The organism is Mycobacterium sp. SVM_VP21 (genome assembly GCA_024758765.1).
Lineage (GTDB): Bacteria > Actinomycetota > Actinomycetes > Mycobacteriales > Mycobacteriaceae > Mycobacterium > Mycobacterium heraklionense_C.
In genome coordinates, this window is sequence record CP101406.1 from 3,873,762 (window position 1) to 3,895,854 (window position 22,093).

A 22,093-nucleotide genomic window follows, 5' to 3' on the forward strand; every position below is an offset into this window, starting at 1 on the left:
TGGACTCTGCGGGGTCGTAGATTTGCAGCATGGTGCGGCGCTCACGTCCCTCCTCGCAGGTTGGGCGACACCTGCCGGTGCAGTTCACCAGCTTTGTGGGCCGCGCCGATGTCATGGGTGAGCTGACGACGTTGGTATCGCAGCGGCGGCTTGTGACGGTGTGCGGTGCAGGAGGAGTCGGCAAGACCAGGCTGGCGATCGAAGTCGCTGCGGCGACGAGCCAGCGCTTTCCGGATGGTGTCCGTTACCTGGACCTGGCGCCGATCAGCGACCCTGCTGTGGTTCCGACGACATTGACCCGGGTGCTGGAGGTATCGGATCTGCCGGGGCATTCGTCGTTGGAAACGGTGGTGCGCTGGATCGGCGACAGCCGGATGCTGATGGTGATCGACAACTGCGAGCACCTCATCGGCGTGTGCGTGTCGACTGCGGTGGCGTTGCTGAGTTCCTGCCCCGGACTGAGCATCTTGGCTACGAGCCGTGAACCGATCGGGGTGGCGGGCGAGCTCACCTGGCGACTTGACCCCCTGCCCATGGACGACGAAGCGATTGCGCTGTTCGTGGATCGGGCACGGTTGGCGAGACCGGGATTCACCCCCGACGAGGTCGTGGTCGGTGAAATCTGCCGTCGGCTCGACGGTATGCCGCTGGCGATCGAGCTCGCTGCGGCGCGGCTGCGCGCGATGTCGTTGCCCGAGCTGGCCGGCAGCCTGCGGGACCGTTTCGACCTGCTTGTAGGCGGCGCGCGTTCGGCAACGCAGCGTCACCGGACCTTGCGTGCATCCCTTGATTGGTCGCACGCGCTGCTGACGGATGCCGAACGGATCGTCATTCGTCGCCTGGCGGTCTTCGCCGGGGGATTCGATGCCACCGCGGCAGCGGCCGTGGCCGATGACGGCGCCGGCGGCAGCACTATGGAGTTGTTCAGCCTCGTTGACAAGTCACTGGTCGCCACCGAAGAGCGAGACGGCCGTACTCGCTATCGGTTGTTGGAGACGGTGCGCCAGTACGCGATGGACAAGCTCGACGCGAGCGGTGAGTGCGACGTCATCCGCGAGCGGCATCGCAGGTACTTCGCGGCGCTTGCCGCCAAACTCGACCAGCCTACTCGTGCCGGCGACCAACGATTCATAGATCAGGTGGAAGCCGAGATCGACAATCTACGAACCGCTTTCGCGTGGTCTCGTCAGGTCGATGCCGCCGCCGCGCTGCGGCTCTGCTCACAGCTGCAACCGTTGTGGCTGGGTCGTGGTCACACGCGCGAGGGGCTGGTGTGGTTCGAATCGACAGCGGACCAGGTCGCGACCTGCCGTGACACCACGGCTGTGGTTCGAGCGTTGAGCGACCGGGCGATGATCGACGTGTGGATGGGCGGAGTCGATCTGGCGAGCAGTCTGACGGGCGCGCAGAAAGCGCTTGCGTTGGCGCGGGATTCGGGCGATCCGGCATTGCTGGTACGCGCGCTGACCGCCTGCGGCTCACTGCTGGGTTACAACGCGGCGGAGGCGCGACCGTCTCTTGATGAGGCGATGGAAATCGCTCGTGCGACCGGGGATCGGTGGCGGTTGAGTCAAATTCTGTACTGGCGTGCGGCCGGCGCTTTTGTTGCTGGAGACCCGACAGCGGGCCTGGCCGCGGCCGAAGAAGGCCTCGCCGTTGCCGATGCGATCGGGGACCGTTTTGTCGCCCGATTGTCCGGTGTGTGGCTGGGTTTCGCATTGCTGTGGCGGGGCCACGTGGACGACGCCATCGCACAATTTCAATCGTTGGTCACCGAAGTGGACTGGGGTGGGGACCTGGCGGCGCGAGCGATCGGGCTGCTGAGTTTGGGGCAGGCTCTGGCCTATCGTGGCGATCTGGAGTCGGCCGGGGAGGTCCTTGCCCAGGCGGTTACGGCTGCCGCTGAGTTCGGCGGCAGCTACGAGGGGTTCAGCAGGGCGGCGGTTGCCTATGCGGCGCTGGCGGCGGGCGATGTCGCCGCGGCGGAGCCGGCAGCCGAGGCGGCCTGGCAGCTGCTGCGGGCTCAGCCGGATATCGCGGCGATGTACGGCCACCTTATGGCGCAGGTGGCGCTGGCGTGCGGTGATATCGCGGCCGCCCAGGAACTCGCCGATGCCGCCGTGAACTCGGCGATGGGATGGCACCGGTCGGTCGCGTTCACGGCGCGTGCGCGGGTCGCTCTGGCGCGCGGCGAATACCGCAGTGCCGAGAGTGACGCTCAGTCCGCACTGGCGGGTGCGATCGGTACGCGGGCGTATTTGTGTGTGGCGGATGCGCTGGAGTGCCTTGCCGCGTCAGCCGCTGCATTCGGGGACGGTCTGACGGCGGCGCGGTTGATCGGAGCTGCCGAGTCTGCGCGCGAGGAGACCGGGGAAACGCGGTTTCGGGCCTTCCAGTGCAGTTACGAAGGATTGCTAACGGGGCTTCGGGAAGCCATGGGGGAGGAGGAGTTGGCGTCGGCACGCGCAGCCGGCGCGAAGTTGTCGATCGAGGAGTCGATAGCCTACGCGCAGCGAGGCCGCGGGGAACGAAAGCGCCCCTCGAGCGGTTGGGCGGCCCTGACGCCGGCCGAGCGCGAGGTTGTCCGGCTGGTGAGTCGGGGACTGTCCAACGGTGAGATCGCCACAAAGCTGTTCGTCTCCACCAGGACGGTCCAGACCCATCTGACGCACGTGTACGCGAAGTTGGGTTTGAAGTCGCGGATACAGATCGCACACGAAGCAGGGCGGTACGTCTGATCTGATGCCGCCGTGAACTCGGCGAGGCCGGCGCGCGCCGTATTTACCGGGACAGCAGTCGACGCTTTTGTGCGGCGAACTCCTCGCCGGTCAGATATCCGGCGTCATGCAGTTCGCCGAGTTCGCGGATCCCGGCCGCCAACTCCACCACCGAGGTCAGCGGAGAGTGCGCCGCCGCCACCGCTGTTTGTTCTGCCGAATCCGACGACGGCTTGCCCGATCCTACGGACGCCGGAGCTGCGACAGTCTTCCCGGACTCCGAGCGGCGCTGGTTCATGGCGCCGGCCAAGGCACTGCCGCCCATACCGGCCAGGGCCATCTGGCCGAATGCCGTGCCCAGTCCAGCGGGCGACGTGGCTGGGGCGGCGCCGAGCGGCGTCGAGAAACTGGCATGGCGGATCTCGGGGGCGACCTCGGCCCAACTGATGGGTGTCGAAAGGGTCCCGAGCGGGAACGCCTCGCCCATAGAGACCACGACCGCTTCGTGGGGAATTCGGAGGTTCTCGATGGACGGCAGTTCCTCGTGCACTCCCAACTGGTCCAGAGCGTTCAAGATGCGTTTCTGGCCGGCGCGGAGGATGTCCTGGGTGTCGAAGATCTCTTGAGAGTCCTGCTCGGCGAAATGCATTGCCGCGCCCGCCAAGAAGACACCGAGGATCGACAACGGCAGGGCAACACCGACACCGAGCTCGTCGGCAACTATCCCGAGCCAGTCAAAGGGCCCGGACGGTAGGTCGGCCGGCGCAGGCAGGGCCGTCAACGGCGATGAGGCGTCGGATGAGCCGGGGCCCGACAGCGCCGATGCCAGTCGCGACGACACCGTCTGGGCGATGTTGCCGGTGGGGTCACCGTGCGCGCCGGTCTGGCTCAACGGCCCAGCGGGGTTGGCGGTCTGCGGCGGCGGCGCGAACGGCTCCAGTTCGGAAGCGGTCTTCGACAGGGCCGAGTAGCTGTACATCGCGGTGGCGTCCTGTGCCCACATTTCGCCGTACTCGGCTTCGGTGGCCGCGATCGCCGCGGCATTCTGGCCCAGCACATTGGTGGCCAACAGCGTCAGCAACTGTGCGCGGTTGGCCGCGATGATCGGCGGGGGCACCGTCAAGGCGAACGCGGCCTCGTAGGCGGCCACAGCCGCTTTGGCTTGCAGGGCAGTCTTTTCAGCCTGAGTTGCGGTGGTGTTCAGCCACGTCGTGAACGGGGTAGCCGCCGCCGCCATCGCCGCCGAGGAGGGGCCCGACCATGCCGAGCTGGTCAACTCAGCAACCACCGATTCGTAACCTGCTGCCGCCGTGTGCAGTTCGGCCGCCAGTCCGCTCCAGGCAGTCGCTGCGGCGAGCATCGGACCCGAGCCGGCGCCGAGGTACATGAGACCGGAGTTGACTTCCGGCGGCAACGCAGCGAAATTCATTGGCGGGGCACGCTGGTAGCGGCGGAGCCGGGCGCTGCGGGACGCCGCGCTCGGGTTGCGGCGTTCGCAAGCGCGGCGGAGCCGGGCGCTGCGGGACGCCGCGCTCGGGTACAGCGGTCCATTGCAGTTGCATCCCTCCGGTCACGGGTCGGTGGTGTGATCCGTCGATTTAACTTGCCCGGCGCTCCACCAAGGGGCTCGACACTCCGGGGCGGCAGACACCTCGACCATGGGGTCAAAGCCGACGATGCGCTGGGCGTACCACTATTCTCCGAGCCCGAACCGGTGACTCGCCATGGTGTTTGACACCCATTCGCATGTCAGGGCGACCCGTATGGACATTGCGTGCCGCGCAGACCAGGGTGGTGGTATGAGCCGTTGGACTGGGCTCGTCGACCGATTTCGGCGGCGGGCGAACGCGCCCGCGCGGGGGTTGTTTCGGCGCGTCGTCCTGATCAACGGTTTGGTCTTCACCTTCGGCACCCTGGTGCTGGCCATGTCGCCGGCCACTGTTTCGGGCCCCGTCCGATTGGCCGAGATCCCGGTACTGGTGATCGGGTTGGCAGTCGTGGTTGGGGCCAATGCTCTGCTGTTGCGGTCCAGCCTGGCTCCGCTGGACCGGCTCGCCGCGTCTATGCGGCGGGTTGACCTGCTCCGGCACACCGACCGGGTGGACGATACGGGCGACGGTGATCTGCACCACCTGATGGCGTCGTTCAACGCCATGTTGGACAGGCTGGAAACCGAACGCGCTTCCTCGAGTGCCTTGGTGCTCGTCGCGCAGGAGAACGAGCGGCAGCGGATCGCCAGAGAGTTGCACGATGAGATCGGCCAGACCCTCACCGTCGCCCTACTCACCCTCAAACGGGCCGTCGACGCCGCGCCGGAAGAAATACGCGGGGATCTCGCGGATGCGCAGGAAATCGTGCGGGCCAGTCTCGACGAAGTGCGGGACATTGCGCGACGGCTGCGCCCGGACGCGTTGGAGGACCTCGGCCTGCAGAGTGCCCTGCAGGCACTGTGCAACCAGTTCACCCAGGCGAGCGGCATCGATGTCGTCAAAGACATTGGCCCGCAGGCGGAACGACTGAATCCCAACGTGGAGTTGGTGTGCTATCGCATCGTGCAGGAGAGCTTGACCAATATCGCCCGGCACTCCGGTGCACACAAGGTGTGGCTGGACTTGCATGTCGATACAACGGGGGAGCTGACCCTGCGGATCTCCGATGACGGTACCGGCGGGCTCGACGTCGAAGGTGCGGGAATCACTGGAATGCGTGAGCGCGCACTGCTGGTGCACGGCACCCTAACCATCACCTCCTCAGCCGAGCAGGGCACCGAAATCCGGCTGGTGGTGCCGGCCCGACCGGGGGCCGGACGGTCATGATGCCGACGCAACCGGCACGCATCCTGCTGGCCGACGATCACGCCCTGATGCGCAGTGGGCTGCGGATGATTCTGGACGCCGAGCCCGACCTGTCTGTGGTTGCGGAGGCTGCAGACGGTGCCGAGGCGCTCGCAGCGTTGCAGGAAACCCCTGTCGATCTGGCCATTTTGGACATCGCAATGCCGCGGATGACCGGCTTGCAGGCCGCCCGCGAGATCAACCGCAACCATCCCCACGTGCGGGTACTGATGTTGTCGATGCACGACAACGAGCAGTACTTCTTCGAGGCCCTCAAGGCCGGTGCCTCGGGCTACGTCTTGAAATCGGTCGCCGACCGCGACCTGCTCGAAGCGTGCCGGGCGACGATTCGCGGTGAGCCGTTTCTGTACGCCGGGGCGGTGACCGCGCTGATTCGGGACTACCTGCATCGGGCGAGGCACGGCAATACGTTGCCGGAGACCATCCTCACGCCGCGCGAGGAGGAAGTCCTCAAGTTGATCGCCGAGGGCTTTTCGGCACGCGAGATCGCCAAGACTCTCGGCATCAGCGCCAAGACAGTCGATCGCCACCGAACCAACACCCTGCAGAAATTGGGTCTGCGCGACCGCCTGGCGCTCACCCGGTATGCGATCAGGACCGGTTTGATCGAGCCGTAACGGGACATCGCCCCAGCCGTAGTGGGTGTTGCACCCCCCGCCGAATGGGGGTTGTATTCCATGGCGCGCTGCCGCTGCACCACACAAACTGGAATCAGTGGTGGTGGGGAGATGGGTGCGGCCGTGTTCTGAGCGCGTCCGCGGTCTCCTCACGATTGGCCACGACTAGAACGCATCGACTTAAACGAAACGGCCCGTGGAGCGTGATGCTGGCGATACTGCTTGCCCATGTTGTTGGCACAGCTGCCGCACCAGCGTTGGTGCGCAGGTGGGGCAGGGCGGCTTTCTATCCGCTGGGATCCATCCCGCTGGTATCGCTGGGCTGGGTGGTGGCGAACTGGCCGGCCGGTCCGGCCGACGACCACCGCGTCACGGTGCCGTGGGTGCCCGGACTGTCGATGGACATCGCGCTGCGATTCGATTCGCTGAGCGCAATCATGTGCGTGCTGGCCTTAGGGATCGGCGCACTGGTCTTGTTCTACTGCGCCTCATACTTCCGGCCGGTCGGGGCGCACGAAACCGATCCGCGGCTGCCCAGCTTCGCCGCGAAGATGGTCGGTTTCGCCGGAGCGATGTTCGGGCTGATGGTCGCCGACAACGCGTTGGTGCTCTACGTGTTCTGGGAAATGACGACGGTGCTGTCGTTCCTGCTGATCGGTCACTACGCCGAACGCGCCGTCAATCGCCGCGCCGCCATCCAGGCCTTGCTGGTGACCACTGCCGGCGGGCTGGCCATGCTGGTCGGCATCATCATGCTGGGCAACGCCGCCGGCACGTACCTGCTTTCCGAGTTGGTGGCTCATCCCCCGTCGGGGACGGTCGTCACCGTTGGGGTGCTGCTGATCCTGGTCGGCGCGCTCAGCAAGTCGGCGATCGTGCCGCTGCACTTCTGGCTGCCCGGCGCCATGGCGGCACCGACACCGGTCAGCGCCTATCTGCACGCCGCGGCGATGGTCAAGGCCGGTATCTATCTGGTGGCGAGGTTGGCTCCGGGGTTCGCCGATTCGCCCGGATGGCGGCCCACGCTGCTGATTCTCGGTCTGGCCACCGCGCTGTTGGCGGGATGGCGGGCTGTGCGCGAGTACGACCTCAAGCTGCTGCTGGCCTACAGCACCGTCAGTCAGCTGGGTCTGATGATCGTGTTGGTCGGAGCCGGCACCGGTGACCTCATGCTGGCCGGGTTGACCGCCATGTGCGCGCACGCGGCGGCCAAGGCCACGCTGTTCATGGTGGTTGGGATCATCGACCATGCCACCGGCACCCGCGATCTGCGTGAACTGGCCGGACTCGGACGCCGTTGCCCGGGGCTGTTTGTGATCGCCGCCGCGGCCGCCGCCAGTATGGCCGGAGTGCCGCCGTTCGTGGGCTTCATCGCCAAGGAGACCATCTTCGGGGCCGAGGCCCAGTCCCCGGTCCTGGGTTCGGCCGGTCCGTACGTGCTGGCCGCCGGCGTGGTCGCCTCGATGTTCACCGTGATCTACAGCGTGCGGTTCGTGTGGGGCGGCTTCGCCGGCAAGGGCCGGTCCGCACCGAGTCCGGCCGTGGCGGGCCTGCACCGACCCGACGCGGCGTTCCTGGCGCCGCCGGCGGTGCTGGCCGCCATCAGCCTGGCCCTGGGATTGTGTGCGCTCACCCTCGATACCGTGTTGCGCAATTACGCCGACAACATGCCCGGTGGAACCGGCTATCACCTGGCGCTGTGGCACGGTGTCGGGCTGCCGGTGTTGCTGTCGGCGCTGGTCCTGGTGGTCGGCGCGAGTGTGTTCGCCGCCCGCGGCCCGCTGCGTCTGTCCCGGCTGCGCCGGCTGCCGATGGGCAAGGCCGACCGCATCTATGACGACGCGCTGCGGCTGCTCGATGTGGCAGCGGTGCGGCTGACCAGCTTCACCCAGCGCGGCTCTCTGCCGGTCAACCAGGGGGTGATCTTCGCGACGCTGGTGGTGCTCCCGCTGACGGCGCTGGCATTGGGCGCGCGCAACCACGTCGAACTGCATCTGTGGGATACCCCGCTGCAGTTGACCGTCGCGGTGCTGGTGGTTGCCGGAGGGATCGGCGCCACCATGGCTCGCAACCGGCTGTCCGCGGTGTTGATGGTCGGGGTGACCGGTTACGGGTGCGCGGCGGCATTCGCCTTCCATGGTGCGCCCGACCTGGCCCTGACCCAGCTGCTGGTCGAGACTGTGACCCTGGTGATCTTCGTGCTTGTGTTGCGCACGCTGCCGGCGGAGGCCGAGCGACCCACCATGGCGCTGAACCGGCTGCCGCGCATAGTGCTGGCCGCCGCGGCAGGCATCAGCGTCGCCGTGCTGGCGGCCTTCGCGATGGCGGCGCGCGCCCGCGACGGCGTGGCCGAGGCGTTGCCCGAGGCGGCCTACGTCCGCGGTCACGGCGCCAACACCGTCAACGTGATATTGGTCGATATCCGGGCCTGGGACACCCTCGGTGAGATCTCGGTGCTGCTGGTTGCCGCGACCGGTGTGGCCTCGATGGTGTTCCGCAACCGCCGATTCGGCCGAGCCCCACGGATCGCCGACGCCGGCACCCCGCGCAAGACCGCGGGCATCACCACCCCCTACAGCCCGGCGATCGGGTCCACCACCTGGCTGCGGGGCAGCGCCTACCACGATCCCAACGAGCGGTCGCTGGTGCTGGAGGTCGCAACCCGGATCATCTTCCCGCTGATCATGGTGGTATCGATCTACTTCCTGTTCGCCGGGCACAACTATCCCGGCGGTGGCTTCGCCGGCGGGCTTGCCGCCGGGCTGGGGCTGGCGTTGCGTTATCTGGCCGGCGGACGCTACGAGCTCGGCGAGACGCTGCCCCTGGACTCCAGCAAGATCCTGGGCGTCGGGCTGGCCCTGGTCGGAGGCACGGCGCTGGGGTCGTTGTTCCTGGGGGCGCCGGTGCTGTCCTCGGCGGTGCTGCACTTCACGCTTCCGGTGCTGGGCCACGTCAATGTGGTGACGTCGTTGTTCTTCGATCTGGGCGTGTACCTGGTGGTGGTCGGCATGGTGCTCGATGTGCTGCGCAGCCTGGGCGTGCGATTGGACCAGGAGCTTGAATCGCAGTCCGCTGGCCGACCGATGGCAGGAGTGTCATGACCGCGCATCTGGTTCCGTTGCTGATGGCCGCCGGGCTCACTTCGTGCGGGGTCTACATGCTGCTCGAGCGCAGTCTGACCCGAATGTTGTTGGGCCTGATGATGATCGGTAATGCCATCAATCTGCTGATCATCGATGTCGGCGGACCAGACGGGAATCCGCCGATCCTTTGGGCCAGCTCCGGTAAGGAAACCGACGCCGACCCACTGGCTCAGGCCATGGTGTTGACCTCCATCGTCATCACCATGGGCGTGGGCGCGTTCGTGCTGGCCCTGACCTACCGCTCCTACAACCTGACGACCACCGACGACATCGGTGACGACCAGGAAGCGACCCGCGTCTCGCAGCTGACCGACGAAGAGGTCATCGCCGCCGAACCGGACCAGGGTGTGCCGGTGGCAGCCGGTGACCTCGACGCCGTTCCCGGAAGCGAGGTGTCACGGTGAGTCTTGCCGCCGTCTTGATGCCGCTGCCGGTGCTGCTGCCCACGCTGGGCGCGGCGCTGACGCTGATCGTCGGCCGCCGTCCCCGGCTACAGCGGCCAATCACCATCGGTGTGCTGTGCGCGGTGGCCGCGGTCAGCGCGGCCCTGCTGTATCTGACCGACCGCAACGGCACGCTGGTACTGCATGTCGGAGGGTGGGGGCCAACCGAGCAGAAGATGGGGCCGCTCGGCATCAGCATGGTTGTCGATCGGTTGTCGGCGCTGATGTTGGTGGTGTCGGCGGTCGTGCTGCTGGCGGTCATGGTCTACGCCATCGGGCAAGGCGTGCGCGACGGTGACGACCGCCAGCCGGTATCGATCTTCCTGCCCACCTATCTGACCCTGGCCACCGGCGTCTCCCTGGCGTTTCTGGCCGGCGACCTGTTCAACCTGTTCGTCGGATTCGAGATGCTGCTGTCGGCGAGCTTCGTGCTGCTGACCATCGGTGCCAGTGCCGAACGCATTCGCGCCGGTATCGGCTACGTGATGGTCTCGATGGCCTCGTCGTTGGTCTTTCTGTTCGGCATCGCCCTGGTTTATGCCTCCACCGGAACGCTGAACCTCGCCGAGCTGGCGACGCGGACCGGCGCCCTGCCGGGCGGCACCCGAAGCGCGGTGTTCGCGGTGTTGTTGGTGGCGTTCGGCATCAAGGCCGCGGTGTTCCCACTGTCGGCATGGCTTCCCGACGCCTATCCCACCGCGCCCGCCCCGATCACCGCGGTGTTCGCCGGGATTCTGACCAAAGTCGGTGTGTACGCGATCATCCGGGCGCACTCCCTGCTGTTCCCCGACGGCGGCCTGGACTCGGTGCTGCTGGTCGCGGCGCTGTTGACCATGTTGATCGGGATCTTCGGTGCCATCGCGCAAAGTGACATCAAGCGGGTGTTGTCCTTCACGCTGGTCAGCCACATCGGCTTCATGATGTTCGGGGTCGCATTGTCGAGCCAGCTGGGCATGTCCGGCGCGATCTTCTACGTGATGCACCACATCATCGTGATGACCACGCTGTTCCTGGCGGCCGGACTGATCGAACGCCAAGGCGGCGCCTCGTCGCTGCACCGACTGGGCGGTCTGATCGCTAATCCGTTGTTGGCCTTTGTGTTCCTGATTCCGGCGTTCAATCTCGGTGGTATACCGCCGTTTTCGGGCTTCATCGGCAAGACCGCCGTGCTGCAGGCCGGTGTGGGTGACGGGTCGGTGCTGGCCTGGTGCCTGGTGGGCGGCGCGGTGGTGACGAGTCTGCTGACCCTGTATGTGCTGGCACGGGTGTGGACCATGGCGTTTTGGCGCCGCCGCGTCGACGCCCCCGAGGGAGAGCTGGTGCTTGCCGCTCCGCCGGTGCTGCTTGACGACGTCGGCGACATTGCCTACAACGACCGTGATGACGTCGGAAAGATGCCGACGTGGATGGTGGTCCCGACGCTCGCGCTGATCGCCCTGGGCCTGTCGCTGAGCGTCCTGGCCGGCCCGATTTTCGCCTACACCGAGCGGGCGGCGGCCGAGGTTCTGGACCGGGGCGAATACATCTCGACTGTGCTGTCGGTGGGTACACCATGAGGGCCCTCGCGCTGAGGATCTTCGCGGTGTCGGCGCTGGCCACCGTGTGGGTGCTGTTGTGGGGCCGCTTCACGATCCCCAACATCCTCACGGGGATCGTGGTCGCGATCGTGATCATGGTCTTGCTGCCGATGCCGCCCGTGCCGGTGCAGGGCCGGGTGCATCTGGTGCCGCTGGTGAAGCTGTTGGGGCTGTTCACCTGGTACCTGATGGAGTCCAGCATTCAGTTGATGTGGCTGGCGGTCCGACCCGGACCGCCGCCGCTCACCGGGGTGCTACGGGTGCCGCTGACCATCAAATCCGACCTGGTTTTGGTGCTGGCCGCCAACATCACCACGTTGATTCCCGGATCGATGGTGCTGGAGATCGATCAGGTGCGCCGGATTCTGTATTGCCATGTGATCGATGTCGGGTCTGCGCCAGCGGTCGAACGTTTCTTTCAGCAGGTCGCGCAGGTGGAGCGACTGTTGATCGCCGCGTTCGAGCGTGACGACGAGTGGCTGCCGACGGGAGTAGACGCATGAACGTGATCTGGGGAACGGCGGGTGTGCTGTTGGGCTTCGCCGCCGTCATCACCATGTATCGGCTGCTGGCCGGACCCAGCACCTTGGACCGGCTGGTGGCGCTGGACACGCTGGCTGCGATGACCATGTGCGGTATCGGTATCTGGGCTGCGGTCAGCCGGGACACCACCGTGACCTACAGCCTTGCGGCACTGGCGCTGGTCGGCTTCATCGGGTCGGTGAGCGTGGCACGCTTCCGGGTGCCCGACGACGCACCCGATCTGGGGAGGCAACCGTGATCCTGCTCGACGTGCTCTCCGGGGTGCTGGTGCTCGCCGGTTCGGTGCTCGCGCTGACGGCGGCCATCGGTGTGGTGCGGTTCCCCGACACCTTGGCCCGGATGCACTCGGCCACCAAACCGCAGGTGTTGGGCCTGTTGCTGGTGTTGTTCGGTGCGTTGATCCGACTACGCGGCAGCCACGATGCGGGAATGGTGACCGTGAGCATCCTGTTCACCCTGATCACCGCGCCGGTGGTCGCACACCGAGTGGGTCGGCTGGCCTACCAGGAGCAGGATATGACCGAGGTGCTGAGCGTTGACCAGCTCGGCGAGCTGACCGAGGACGATCAGCTGCCGCTGTGAGCGGGGCGTAGCACCGCGACCAGGAAATCGGAGTCCGCGGTGAAGGGTCGCAGGTCCCAGGTGGCCAGCAGGAGATCGGTCGCGAAACCGGCAGTCGACGCGTCGCGCAGGAACTGATCGAAGTCGTAGTCCCGGTTGGCGCCGAAGCCGATCACGGTCCGACCGTCGTCGGCGCAGTGGGCGCGCAACCGGCGCAGGATCTCCGCGCGCGTGCTCGGGGCCACAAATGCCATGACGTTGCCCGCGGACACGATGAGGTCGAACGGTTCGGAGATGCCGCGGACGGGCAGGTCGAGCTCGGCGAGGTCGCCCACGAGATAGCGCGGTCCGGGATAGTCCTGCTCGGCGGCCTCGATCAGCTCCGGGTCAACGTCGACACCGACCACATCATGACCGCACTTGGCCAGGACGCCGGCGACCCGCCCGGGTCCGCAGCCGGCGTCGAGGATGCGGGCGCCACGGGAAGCCATCGCGTCGATCAGGCGGGCTTCGCCGGCCAGATCGTTACCGGCGCGGGCCATCTCGCGGAAGCGTTCGATATACCACTGCGAATGCCCGGGATCGGCGGCAACTTTCTGCATCCAGAGGCTCTGCTCGACCATGAGTGCATTCTCCCAGGGGCGTCACGGGGTGGGCAGGCGGACTTCCAACGAATCCAGAAGTGCCTGTTTGGCGGCGATGTAGTGGGGGTTGTCGGCGTCGGTGGTTTGCAGGGTGACCGTGATCGCCCAGATCCGGGCTGCTGTGTTCTGCACGGCGATGAGCAGGCCGGTCGCGGGTCGGCCCTGCAGGTTGTAGGTGATCGTTCTACTCGGAAAGCCCGACACCGTTCCGGCGACATCGGTATCGAGCTCACCGATGACGGTGGTCACCGCGGCGCGTTCCTTGGCCAAGGCCTGCGCCGGCAATCCGACCTGGCCGGTGAGGTCTTCCAGCGTCACCACGGCGTTGGGGGTGAAACCGTGCCGTCGCAGTTCCTGGTTGTAGAGCACGCCGCGCACCGGCGGCGACTCGTTGCTGGGCAGGAACTCCCAACCCGGGGGAAGGGGGAGGGTGACCGTCGGCTCGTCGACGTCGCGGGGAGCCAACGTGATCGATTCCTCGGCGGGCGGGCGACCAGAATTTTGCACTGCCAACTCCTTATCGCCCGGGTCGCCAGAGCTTGCGGAGGTAGGCACCGCCGAAGCTGAGGTAGGAAAAGATCGCCCCGGCGGCGACCACACCGATCAGGTCCGTCGGCTCGGGGTTCTTCATCGAGCTGTAGAACGCAATCGCAAACAATGTGGCGGACACCATCGGTCCGACAAGCCAAAAGAGCCACTTCGACATCGCGTCCTTGCGGGGGTCCACCGGGACCGCAATGAGCAGCATCACGAGCAGGGCCGCGCCGACGATGCCGTTTGCGCTAGTGATGATCGATCTCCCTTACCGGTGTGCCCAGCTCAGCCGAACAGGCCGTGCCAAACATTCGAAATTCCCTCGCCCACATCCTTGCCGAACTCGCTGCCGACGAGGCCGCCGACCACCGCACCGGTGCCGGCACCGAGGACCGCGCCAATGGCGGTGCCCGGCCCAGGGCCGAAGAAGGTGCCGACCACGGCGCCGACTTCTGCGCCGGTCTCGGCCCCCAGTCCGGCGCCCACCAAGCCTCCGGTGATATCACCCGCGGTTTTGGGGACGACATCCACCAGGGCGGTGCTCAAGGAGGCCCCGTTGTTCAGATCGTTTTGGATCTCCATGACGCCGTTCACGCCGGTGACGAAGTTCCCCACTAAACCCAGGCGTTTGCCGAACCTCTCGACACTCTCCATAGCCTGCGACATTGGGACGCCGCCGCCGGGAATGGCGGGGTTCGGTGATCCGCCCGGAGTGAATGCTGGCAGATCCGGTCGGACCCACGGAGCATTGGCTTGGCCACCAGACGCGGCTAGGCCGTCGCCGACATTGCCCCATTTGCCGTTGATCTCCGTCGGTTTGGACGGGACAGGGGGCGGGCCCTGGGGCCGGGTCATCACCGGAGTGCCCGGTGGCACCCACGGAGGGTTGGCCCCGGCGCCACCGTCGGCTCCCGTTGGGGTGCCGCCTGTTGGCGGTGTCTGCCCGGCGCCACCGTCGGCTTGGCCGTTGGGTGTGCCGTTCGTCGGGCTGGCGGTGCCCGGAACGCCGTGCGGGGCCGCCGGCTCGCCCTCGGCGTCGAACTTGCGTACCGCGACGTCTGGGTCGTAACCGTCCTTGACGCGCAGGTTGGCCAGGGCCTGCTTCAGTGTCTTGGAGTAGTCGTTGCGGAAAAACGTCTCGTTGTGCAGGGCCGTCAAGGTGTCGGCCTTGGCTGCCTGACGCACATTCTCGATATCGGCGTCGCGATTGAGGCCCTGGCTCTCCAGGTCGAGGTAGTGGCCGATCAGAACGTCGGCGGTCTGCAGGTTCTCGTTGAGTGACGTGATGTTGCCTCGCGAGGTTCCGCGGGCTTGAGCCAGGGCGGCGGCGATGGTCTCCAGGTCAGCGGCGATCTGGCCGAGCTGCTCCTTGGTGGCGTGCAGGCCGTCTTTGACGCGCTGAACTTCGGCGCCGTTGTTAATGGGTTGCTCGCCGTTTTCGCGGTTGTACTGGGTGAAGTGTTCTTGGGCGGTGCGGAAGGACTCTTCGGCGGAGGTGGCCGAGCCGGCGGCGGAGTGGAAGGCCTGGGCCAAGAAGTTGATCTGGGTGGGGCTGCCCGCCTGCAGACTGTCGTCGATCGCCCACGGATCACCGCCGGCCTGCGCGACGAGGTCGTCGACGTTCAGGTGCTGCAGGGTGGGACGACTCACTGTTGGGGGCCGGCGACATCCCGCAACAGTTTGGCGTTGTGGTTGTCCATCTGGGTGAAACCGGCTGCGGCGGTGCGGACGTTCTCGGCGATGCCGGTGAGGTTCTGGTGGTGGCCCTGCAGGGCGTCGCGATGACCGTCCTTGGCGCTGCCCAGCGCGGCGTGGAAACCGTGTGCATCGTCGAAATCGCCGAACATCTTGGCGGTCACGCCTGCTACCTCGAGGCGCTGAGCACCGGCGTTGGCGTGCCCGCCGGCGTCGTCGGACACGTTTGCTCCGGTGCGCAACGCATGGGGGTTGACGTGCATCGCCAGTCACCTTCCGTCCGCCTGTATCGAGATAAAAGCCTACCGACGGGGGCTGAACCGTCAATTCGCCCGCGGCAGATCCGGCAAGAAGCAAGGGAAAACCCTGTTTCGCCATCGCGGCGGCGAATCTTAGATTCGGCCTAGCGGGTCTCCGGGAGGAAGGCCGGGAGGGAAGGAGAGCCAGCCGTGGGCCTGAAAGGTGTTGTCGTTGCGGCGGCCCTGGTCGGCACCGCCGTCGAGGTGTTCAGCCCGAGCGGGCCGGGACCGCTGTCGGGTTCCTACACCATGACCATCACCGACGGCGCCGGAATCGTTCGGGCCGGGTCGGCCTACACCTGGTTCTTGTCCCCGTGCGGCCCGGGCTGTCTCAACGTTCGAGACACCGCCATCGGCTGGGACAAGGATGCCCACCTTGAGGGCAACAGGTGGGTATGGACAATCAATGACGGGAAGCTGACCCATTCCTTCGATCAGAAGACCCTGTCCGGGAAACTGGCCGGCTCGTCAACCACCATCTGGTGGGTGTTGACCAAGAACGCCTGACGGCGGCCCGGTCACACCAGCGGGCGACCGGCGCGGATACGACGGTCGAGGTCCCACAGGATCAGGTTGAACGGGAAGCCGCGCAAGAACTGCGGTAGCAGGTTGTTGATCCCCCGAAGAACGCCCATCAACCGGTCGAACCGGCGTTGCTGCTCGGCGTCCCACGGCAGCTGCATCTCGTCGCGGAAGCGCTGCGGCAGGAAACCGGTGGTAATCAGCAGTGCGAGCCGTTCGTTTGCCCGCTGCAACGGGCCGGGCAGGGTCAGGCCGCGCAGCCGGCTCGCCGCGATCGGCTTCAGGTACTCGCGAACGGCGTCGTCGATATGGACCTTGTCCAGCTGCTCCTGCCAGTACTGGTCAAAGGCGGCCCGGTCGGCGGGCCACATGTCCTCGGGCACCTGCAGCATGGTGGCCATCGCCTTGCCCTCGTTGCGGTAATGCCGGTCGGCATGCTCGTCGTCCATCTCACCGAGGAAGATGCGGTGGATGTCGACGTTGCCCTTGTAGAGGCAGGCTCCCACCCACAGCTGCAGGTCACGGTCGAATGCGTTGTACTTCACCGGGCTGTCGGCGGTTGAGCGAACCTGGCGGTGCGCACTATTCACTGCTTCGCGGAAGGCGGCCTTCTGTGCGTCGTTGCCTTGGGTGGAAACCACCAGATAGGTGAACGTGGTGCGAGCTCGCTTGATCGGATGCAGATCCACCCGGCCGCTTTCGACTTTGCTCTCCATCACGCCGTAGCCCACCCCGGGCCGCGCCAGTTGCATGATCACGTTGGCGGGGCCAGCCAACAACGCCACGCCCATCATCATGTTGTCGTCGCAGCTGACTTGCGGCAGCCAGGAACGTCGACGTGGGGCGGGGTGCGCACCGAGCGAGTCGTTCACCGAACGCTCCACCAGGGGAACCGGCTCGCTGATTGTCATTGCCACACCTCGCTGATTGTGAGAACGTTGGTTTCCTGATATTGCCTAGCTGAGAGCCCGGTGTCAAGATGGTGGACGTGGTCTCCGCCGTTCCCGAGCGTCCCTACCGAGGTGTGCAAGCAGCCGACCGGCTGGCCGAGCGCCGGGAACGCCTGCTAGCTGCCGGTCTCGACGTGCTGGGCGCCCGCGAGTTGGTCGAGCTGACCGTGCGAGGGATCTGCCACCGAGCCGGTGTGGCATCACGGTATTTCTACGAGAGTTTCGCCGACAAGGACGAGTTCGTGGCCGCGGTGTTCGATCGGGTGGTCGGTGACCTGGCGACCAGCACCCAGGCCGCGGTGGCCGCGGTGCCCTACGCCGAACAGACCCGGGTCGGCATGGCCCACCTCGTGTCTGCCATCGCCGGGGACGCCCGTGTCGGCCGGATGCTGTTCAGCACGCAACTGACCAACGCGCTGCTGGTGCGCAAGCGCGCAGAATCCAGTGCACTGTTCGCGATGTTGTCCGGCCGCCACGTGCAGAACGTCTTGCGGGTGCCCGGCAACGACCGCATCAAGGCGGTCGCGCATTTCGTGGTCGGCGGGGTGGCTCAGACCATCAGCGCCTGGCTGGCCGGGGACGTCAGGCTGGCGCCGGACCAACTGGTGGACCAGTTGACCGCGCTGCTGGGCCAACTCGACGATCCGGCGCTGTTCCGGGGCTAGGCCGCTGCGGTCACCGCTAGGCCGATGGCGCTGGCCCGCTGCGCCCGGCTTCGCCGCGCTTGCGACCACCGCTAGATCCATGGCGCTGGCCCGCTGCGCCCGGCTTCGCCGCGCTTGCGACCACCGCTAGATCCATGGCGCTGGCCCGCTGCGCCCGGCTTCGCCGCGCTTGCGACCACCGCTAGGCCAGTTCCCGCGCCATCGCATCGAAAGCGCGCAGGGTGTCGGACAGCATCTGCGAGTCGGCACCATAGGACTGGGTGGACACCTTGGCGCCAACCAGCCCCACGGCCCGATCGACGTAGATCAGCTGGCCGCACATGCCTTGGCACAACACCACGCTGTTGCCCGGGTAGGGGAACCACACCTGGTTGCGGTACATCCCGCCGGGCATTCCGGTGTCGTCCGGGCTGGCGGCGAACGCCTGGCGCGAGTCGGGACCGCCGTCGAGGGTGTCGGCGATCCACGCCGCCGGCACCACCTGCCGGCCGGTCAGCGAGACGCCGTCGCGTGAGAACAGCGACCCGAATCGGATCAGGTCGGTAAGGCAGGCACTGATTCCGCCGTCGAAGAATCCAGTGCCGCCCGGGTCCACGCCAATGGTGGCGTCACATTGCGCACCGATGCGGCTCCACAGCAGTTCCGACATCAGTTGGGGCATCCGCTGTCCGGCGGCGACCTCGCAGATCCAGCCCAGCACGTCGGTTTCGCACGAGCGGTATTCGAACGGGCCGCCGTGCGCCGACTTCTGCCGCAACGTCAGCAGGAAGTCGCGCAGGGTGGCCGGCCCCTTTTCGCTGTCTCGGGGCGCCCACCCGACTGCCGCGTCGAGGGCGTGGATCTCCGCGGTCGGGTGCAGGTAATTGTCCGAGAAGGCGATACCCGACCGCATATCCAGTAGGTGCCGTACCGTCGCGCCGGCGTAGCCGCAGTCGGCCAGGGCAGGCACGTATGTGGTGACCGGAGCGTCGAGGGCGATCACCCCAGCCCCGTGCAGCGCGCCGACGACGGCAGCCACCATCGACTTGCTCACCGAGAACAGCAAATGCCGGGTGTGCGAGCCCAGTGCGCCGACGTACTCCTCGGCCACCAGCGCGCCGCGGTGGGCAACGGCCCACCCATCGGTTGCGGTGGCGTCCATGATGGTGCCGACGGTGGTGACGGCCCCCTCGGTGGTGGTCACCGGGACCGCGGCCAGCTCGGCGCCGGTGGCGGGCAACGCCGCGACGGGGCCGGTCCCACGCGCGATCACCGCGGTCGCCACGAAGTCTTCGACGTGCTGAAACGACCACTGCGAATACGGGTCGGCCAGCCAGTTGTCCAGGGAGATCCCGGCCGGGCGGTGACCGGGCGCGACGTCGCTCACGCTCGCGCGACGAGCCGGGAGACGATCGGCGTGGCTGGTGTCAGGGGCGTTGAGACAAATTTCGCCCGCATGCCCTTGACCCAGCGCTGGCAGCGTTCGGTCAGTCGATAATCGGTGGTCTGCAGGTGTCCGCGGGTGACGAGTACGCCGAGTTGGGCGCCTTCGGATCGCAAGTCGCCGGGCGCCGCGACGCGCATGTAGAACGCCTCGGACCCGTCGAGCAAGGTGGCCCAGTCGTTGGCGGACCGCGCAAAGGACACCCGACCGTCGTCGTCGATGCGCCACACCCCGGTGCGCGGCGTCGCGGTGAAAAGCTCGACATCCGGCGAGGTCTCGTTGATGATCACCTGACCCCAGACCTCGTCCTCGCCATAGCCGCGCTCCCAGCGCGCGTTGATCTCGTCGACGTCGAGCTCATACTCCACGTCCATGTACTCGAGCAGATGGAAGAGGAACAGCGGCATGTCGGCGTAGGCCTCGGTGGTCAGGTTCGTCATCGGGCTGGCGCCGGACAGGCGCGGGTTGACCTCGCCGAGGTAGAGCTCGTCGGAGTCCAAGTCGTGCAGCAGGTCCACCTCGAAATAGCCGCGATAGCCCTCCCGGCTCAGGATGACGCCCAGCTTTCGCACCATTTCTCGCGCGGCGTGCGTCTGCTCTGGTGGAAGCACTTCGCGCCAGATGTCGTTGCCGCACCAGGCGCCGGGATTCGGCGTCAGCTCTGAATAACCGACGAGACTGGTCATCGCGGGGCCGATTACGGTGCCGTGGCGCGTCACCGCACCTTCGATGCACACCTCGACATTGCGGATCCGCTTCATGACTTTGAATTCCTGCTCCGCGGTCAGCTCATCGGCGTGCTGGTCCCAGTCGGCCTGACCGCGCACAAAGAACGTTCCGCTACCCGCGTTGCCATACGGGATGGAGATGACGAGGTCATCCCCCAATCCGGCGTCCCGCGCAAGCGTCAGCAGTTCTTCGTAGGAGCCAGCTCGACCCATCACGTGCGGCACACTCGGCACGCCCGCCGCGTCGGCCAGGCGCGTCATGATGGTCTTCGAGCCCAGTCGATTGCGCACCGCCACCGAGGGGTGCATGACCTCCAGACCGGCCTGCCGCGCGAGCGTTTGCGTTTCTTCTTCCATCATCACGAAGCAGGCTTTGCCACCGGGGCCCCGGCCCGCGATGAACTCGAGTGTCTCGGGATCGGACAAGAGGTGGTTGCAGACGTCCCCCATGGAGTCGAAGTCGATGCGGTCACGCCGCCGGGGTACGAACACCCGCGAATGCGTGCCCTCGAAGGAGTCGAAGTAGGTCAGGTAGAAGAAGTTTCGGATCCAACGGTCGATGCCCAGCAGGTTGAAGGGGGTCGGCGAGATGAAATACAGCGGCGTGGTGTTGGTGTGAAAGAACGCGCGTACGTCGGAGATGCCGTTCAGGCAGCGGCGCTGAGCTTCCATGCCCAAAAGTGTGCGCCTGCTCTAGCGCACGTGTCGAGGCCGACGCGGCCCGGTGTCAGCCGCGACGTTTGCGGCTCTTGCGCCGGATGCCGACCCCGCCCCACAGCGAGAAACCGCGCACCTTGACCGTCGGCGCACCGGGGGTACCGGCGCCCTCGACGTGCTGGTCGAAGCCGCCCATCACGCCGTAACCGTGGATGTCGACGTTGACCTCCGGCGGCAGCAGGATGGTCTGCCCGCCCATGATGGAGTAGGCGTTGATCTCGACGTCCGGCGAGGTGAAGTCCGCGTAGCGCAGATCGATGACGCCGCCGCCCCATAGCGAGAAGGTGGTCAGCCGCTTGGGCACGTTCCACCGCCCGCGCCGCTCGAAGGAACTCATGATCGCCAGCAGCAACGTGGAGGGGGCCGGTTTGCAGTCACCACCGCGGTGCGGGCACACCGAGGAGCCCGGCAGGTCGGCACGCAGGCCGTCGAGCTCGTCGTAGGTCTGCGCCGCGTAGGCCTTGGCGAGCCGGGCCTCGTACTCGCTCATCGGCAACTGTCCCTGCGCGACGGCGTCGCCGAGCACCTGCGCCAGCTGGATCCGGTCGGTGTCAGCGGCGCGCGACTCGGTGCCGTTGGAGTCGACGCCACGCCGGGTTGAGTTCCTCATCGGATACGTAGCCTACGACTAACCGCGTTTGCCGCAAGCTGGGTTGCCCAAAGTACTTACTCTGCCCAGCTGGGCGGGCGCTTCTGCAGGAAAGCCAGCATCCCTTCCCGTGCCTCGTCGGACACGAACATCCGTGCCGACGCGACACTGAGCGGCTCGGCGTCCCGGTCGAACCCGGCCAGCACCGCCGCGGTGGTCAGGGCCTTGGAAGCCGCCAGCCCCTGCGGGGACCCTAGGCGCAGGTTGGCCACCAGGTCCGCCACGGAGGTTTGGACATCCTCGGCCGCCAGGGTGATCAGCCCGATTGCCGCGGCTTCGGCTGCACCGAACTTCTCCCCGGTCAGGAAGTAGCGGGCCGCGGCCCTGGGCGACAGCTTCGGCAGCAGTGTCAGCGAGATGATCGACGGAGCCACCCCGATCCGGGCCTCGGTCAGGGCGAAGGTGCTGGCCGGCCCGGCGACCGCGAGGTCGCAGGCGCCGACCAGCCCCATGCCGCCGGCTCGCACGTGGCCGTTCACCGCCGCGATCACCGGCCGCGGTGACTCGACGATCGCCCGCAGCAGGGCTGCCATTTCACGGGCTCGATCGGCGGCCAGGTCTCCAGGACTGGCGTCTGGGCCGCCGGTGGCCTCGCTGAGGTCCGCGCCGGCACAGAACGTGCCGCCGGTGTGCCCGAGCACCACCACCCGCACGTTCGGGTCGGCCGCCGCGTCGCGCAGACCGGCGTGCAGCTGGGCGACCAACTTCGACGACAGCGCGTTGCGGTTGTGCGGGGAGTCCAGGGTCAGCCGGGCCGAGCCGTCGCCGGTGTCTTCCGGCCCGGCGTAGGAGACCAGCGTGTCCATCAGTA

22 protein-coding genes and 1 pseudogene are annotated in these 22,093 nt (G+C 66.9%); 11 read left to right on the forward strand and 12 right to left on the reverse strand.

All coding sequences use genetic code 11. The features are described 5' to 3' along the window. Positions 1-29: 29 nt before the first annotated feature. Positions 30-2,738: a LuxR C-terminal-related transcriptional regulator gene (locus NM962_18075; GenBank protein ID UVO11814.1), complete on the forward strand. Its 2,709-nt coding sequence runs from the start codon at positions 30-32 to the stop codon at positions 2,736-2,738. A gap of 43 nt (positions 2,739-2,781) precedes the next feature. Here the strand turns inward: NM962_18075 and NM962_18080 are convergent, their stop codons facing one another. Then, positions 2,782-3,204 (reverse strand): SHOCT domain-containing protein, encoded by a 423-nt coding sequence (locus tag NM962_18080; GenBank protein UVO14815.1) that lies wholly within the window; start codon positions 3,202-3,204, stop codon positions 2,782-2,784. A gap of 396 nt (positions 3,205-3,600) precedes the next feature. After that, positions 3,601-4,146 (reverse strand): annotated as a pseudogene (locus NM962_18085) (PPE family protein). Between the two features lie 370 nt (positions 4,147-4,516). On the opposite strand from NM962_18085, the gene NM962_18090 reads away from it, so the two are divergent. The 8 genes from NM962_18090 to mnhG all read left to right on the forward strand — a co-directional run bounded on the left by NM962_18090 (position 4,517) and on the right by mnhG (position 12,477). After that, positions 4,517-5,533 carry a histidine kinase gene (locus tag NM962_18090; GenBank protein ID UVO11815.1) on the forward strand — a complete coding sequence of 339 codons (1,017 nt, stop codon included), beginning with the start codon at positions 4,517-4,519 and terminating at the stop codon, positions 5,531-5,533. Beyond that, positions 5,533-6,189, forward strand: coding sequence for a response regulator transcription factor (locus NM962_18095; protein ID UVO11816.1), 657 nt, complete (start codon positions 5,533-5,535; stop codon positions 6,187-6,189). The genes NM962_18090 and NM962_18095 overlap by 1 nt, the downstream gene beginning before the upstream one ends. A 206-nt stretch (positions 6,190-6,395) precedes the next feature. Continuing rightward, positions 6,396-9,290, forward strand: coding sequence for a Na+/H+ antiporter subunit A (locus NM962_18100; protein ID UVO11817.1), 2,895 nt, complete (start codon positions 6,396-6,398; stop codon positions 9,288-9,290). Further along, a complete protein-coding gene (locus NM962_18105; GenBank protein UVO11818.1) occupies positions 9,287-9,736 on the forward strand; it encodes a Na(+)/H(+) antiporter subunit C in 450 nt (149 codons plus the stop codon). Before NM962_18100 ends, NM962_18105 begins: the two co-directional genes overlap by 4 nt. A 17-nt stretch (positions 9,737-9,753) precedes the next feature. Next, positions 9,754-11,331, forward strand: coding sequence for a Na+/H+ antiporter subunit D (locus NM962_18110; protein UVO14816.1), 1,578 nt, complete (start codon positions 9,754-9,756; stop codon positions 11,329-11,331). Continuing rightward, positions 11,328-11,855 carry a Na+/H+ antiporter subunit E gene (locus NM962_18115; GenBank protein ID UVO11819.1) on the forward strand — a complete coding sequence of 176 codons (528 nt, stop codon included), beginning with the start codon at positions 11,328-11,330 and terminating at the stop codon, positions 11,853-11,855. Before NM962_18110 ends, NM962_18115 begins: the two co-directional genes overlap by 4 nt. Next, the gene (locus NM962_18120; GenBank protein ID UVO11820.1) at positions 11,852-12,133 is read left to right on the forward strand and encodes a monovalent cation/H+ antiporter complex subunit F; all 282 of its coding nucleotides are present in this window, start codon (positions 11,852-11,854) and stop codon (positions 12,131-12,133) included. The genes NM962_18115 and NM962_18120 overlap by 4 nt, the downstream gene beginning before the upstream one ends. Beyond that, entirely contained in the window at positions 12,130-12,477 is a 348-nt protein-coding gene (gene mnhG, locus NM962_18125; protein UVO11821.1) for a monovalent cation/H(+) antiporter subunit G, read from the forward strand. The genes NM962_18120 and mnhG overlap by 4 nt, the downstream gene beginning before the upstream one ends. On the opposite strand, the gene NM962_18130 is transcribed toward mnhG, so the two are convergent. The 5 genes from NM962_18130 to NM962_18150 form a co-directional block, all read right to left on the reverse strand. Then, complete coding sequence (locus NM962_18130; GenBank protein UVO11822.1) at positions 12,462-13,079, reverse strand: class I SAM-dependent methyltransferase; 618 nt, start codon at positions 13,077-13,079, stop codon at positions 12,462-12,464. The two genes, mnhG and NM962_18130, sit on opposite strands and share 16 nt — an antisense overlap. 21 nt (positions 13,080-13,100) lie before the next feature. Then, the gene (locus NM962_18135) at positions 13,101-13,607 is read right to left on the reverse strand and encodes an LpqN/LpqT family lipoprotein (protein ID UVO11823.1); all 507 of its coding nucleotides are present in this window, start codon (positions 13,605-13,607) and stop codon (positions 13,101-13,103) included. A 10-nt stretch (positions 13,608-13,617) separates the two neighbouring features. Beyond that, on the reverse strand, positions 13,618-13,848 hold the full coding sequence (locus NM962_18140) for a hypothetical protein (protein ID UVO11824.1): 231 nt from the start codon (positions 13,846-13,848) through the stop codon (positions 13,618-13,620). Between the two features lie 71 nt (positions 13,849-13,919). Beyond that, the gene (locus NM962_18145) at positions 13,920-15,284 is read right to left on the reverse strand and encodes a hypothetical protein (GenBank protein ID UVO11825.1); all 1,365 of its coding nucleotides are present in this window, start codon (positions 15,282-15,284) and stop codon (positions 13,920-13,922) included. Continuing rightward, entirely contained in the window at positions 15,281-15,592 is a 312-nt protein-coding gene (locus NM962_18150; GenBank protein ID UVO11826.1) for a DUF2563 family protein, read from the reverse strand. The genes NM962_18145 and NM962_18150 overlap by 4 nt, the downstream gene beginning before the upstream one ends. Before the next feature lie 186 nt (positions 15,593-15,778). On the opposite strand from NM962_18150, the gene NM962_18155 reads away from it, so the two are divergent. Further along, entirely contained in the window at positions 15,779-16,135 is a 357-nt protein-coding gene (locus tag NM962_18155) for a hypothetical protein (GenBank protein UVO11827.1), read from the forward strand. Between the two features lie 11 nt (positions 16,136-16,146). On the opposite strand, the gene NM962_18160 is transcribed toward NM962_18155, so the two are convergent. Next, positions 16,147-17,061 (reverse strand): oxygenase MpaB family protein, encoded by a 915-nt coding sequence (locus NM962_18160; GenBank protein UVO11828.1) that lies wholly within the window; start codon positions 17,059-17,061, stop codon positions 16,147-16,149. A gap of 68 nt (positions 17,062-17,129) precedes the next feature. Here NM962_18160 and NM962_18165 point away from each other — a divergent pair, with 68 nt between their 5' ends. Then, positions 17,130-17,765, forward strand: coding sequence for a TetR/AcrR family transcriptional regulator (locus NM962_18165; protein ID UVO11829.1), 636 nt, complete (start codon positions 17,130-17,132; stop codon positions 17,763-17,765). A 181-nt stretch (positions 17,766-17,946) separates the two neighbouring features. On the opposite strand, the gene NM962_18170 is transcribed toward NM962_18165, so the two are convergent. The 4 genes from NM962_18170 to NM962_18185 are packed head-to-tail and all read right to left on the reverse strand — an operon-like array spanning position 17,947 to position 22,088. Beyond that, the gene (locus NM962_18170) at positions 17,947-19,131 is read right to left on the reverse strand and encodes a beta-lactamase family protein (GenBank protein UVO11830.1); all 1,185 of its coding nucleotides are present in this window, start codon (positions 19,129-19,131) and stop codon (positions 17,947-17,949) included. After that, a complete protein-coding gene (locus NM962_18175) occupies positions 19,128-20,588 on the reverse strand; it encodes a biotin carboxylase (GenBank protein ID UVO11831.1) in 1,461 nt (486 codons plus the stop codon). The genes NM962_18170 and NM962_18175 overlap by 4 nt, the downstream gene beginning before the upstream one ends. Positions 20,589-20,643: 55 nt before the next feature. Next, complete coding sequence (locus NM962_18180) at positions 20,644-21,243, reverse strand: DUF1707 domain-containing protein (GenBank protein ID UVO11832.1); 600 nt, start codon at positions 21,241-21,243, stop codon at positions 20,644-20,646. A 56-nt stretch (positions 21,244-21,299) separates the two neighbouring features. Beyond that, complete coding sequence (locus NM962_18185; protein UVO11833.1) at positions 21,300-22,088, reverse strand: enoyl-CoA hydratase family protein; 789 nt, start codon at positions 22,086-22,088, stop codon at positions 21,300-21,302. Positions 22,089-22,093: the final 5 nt, after the last annotated feature.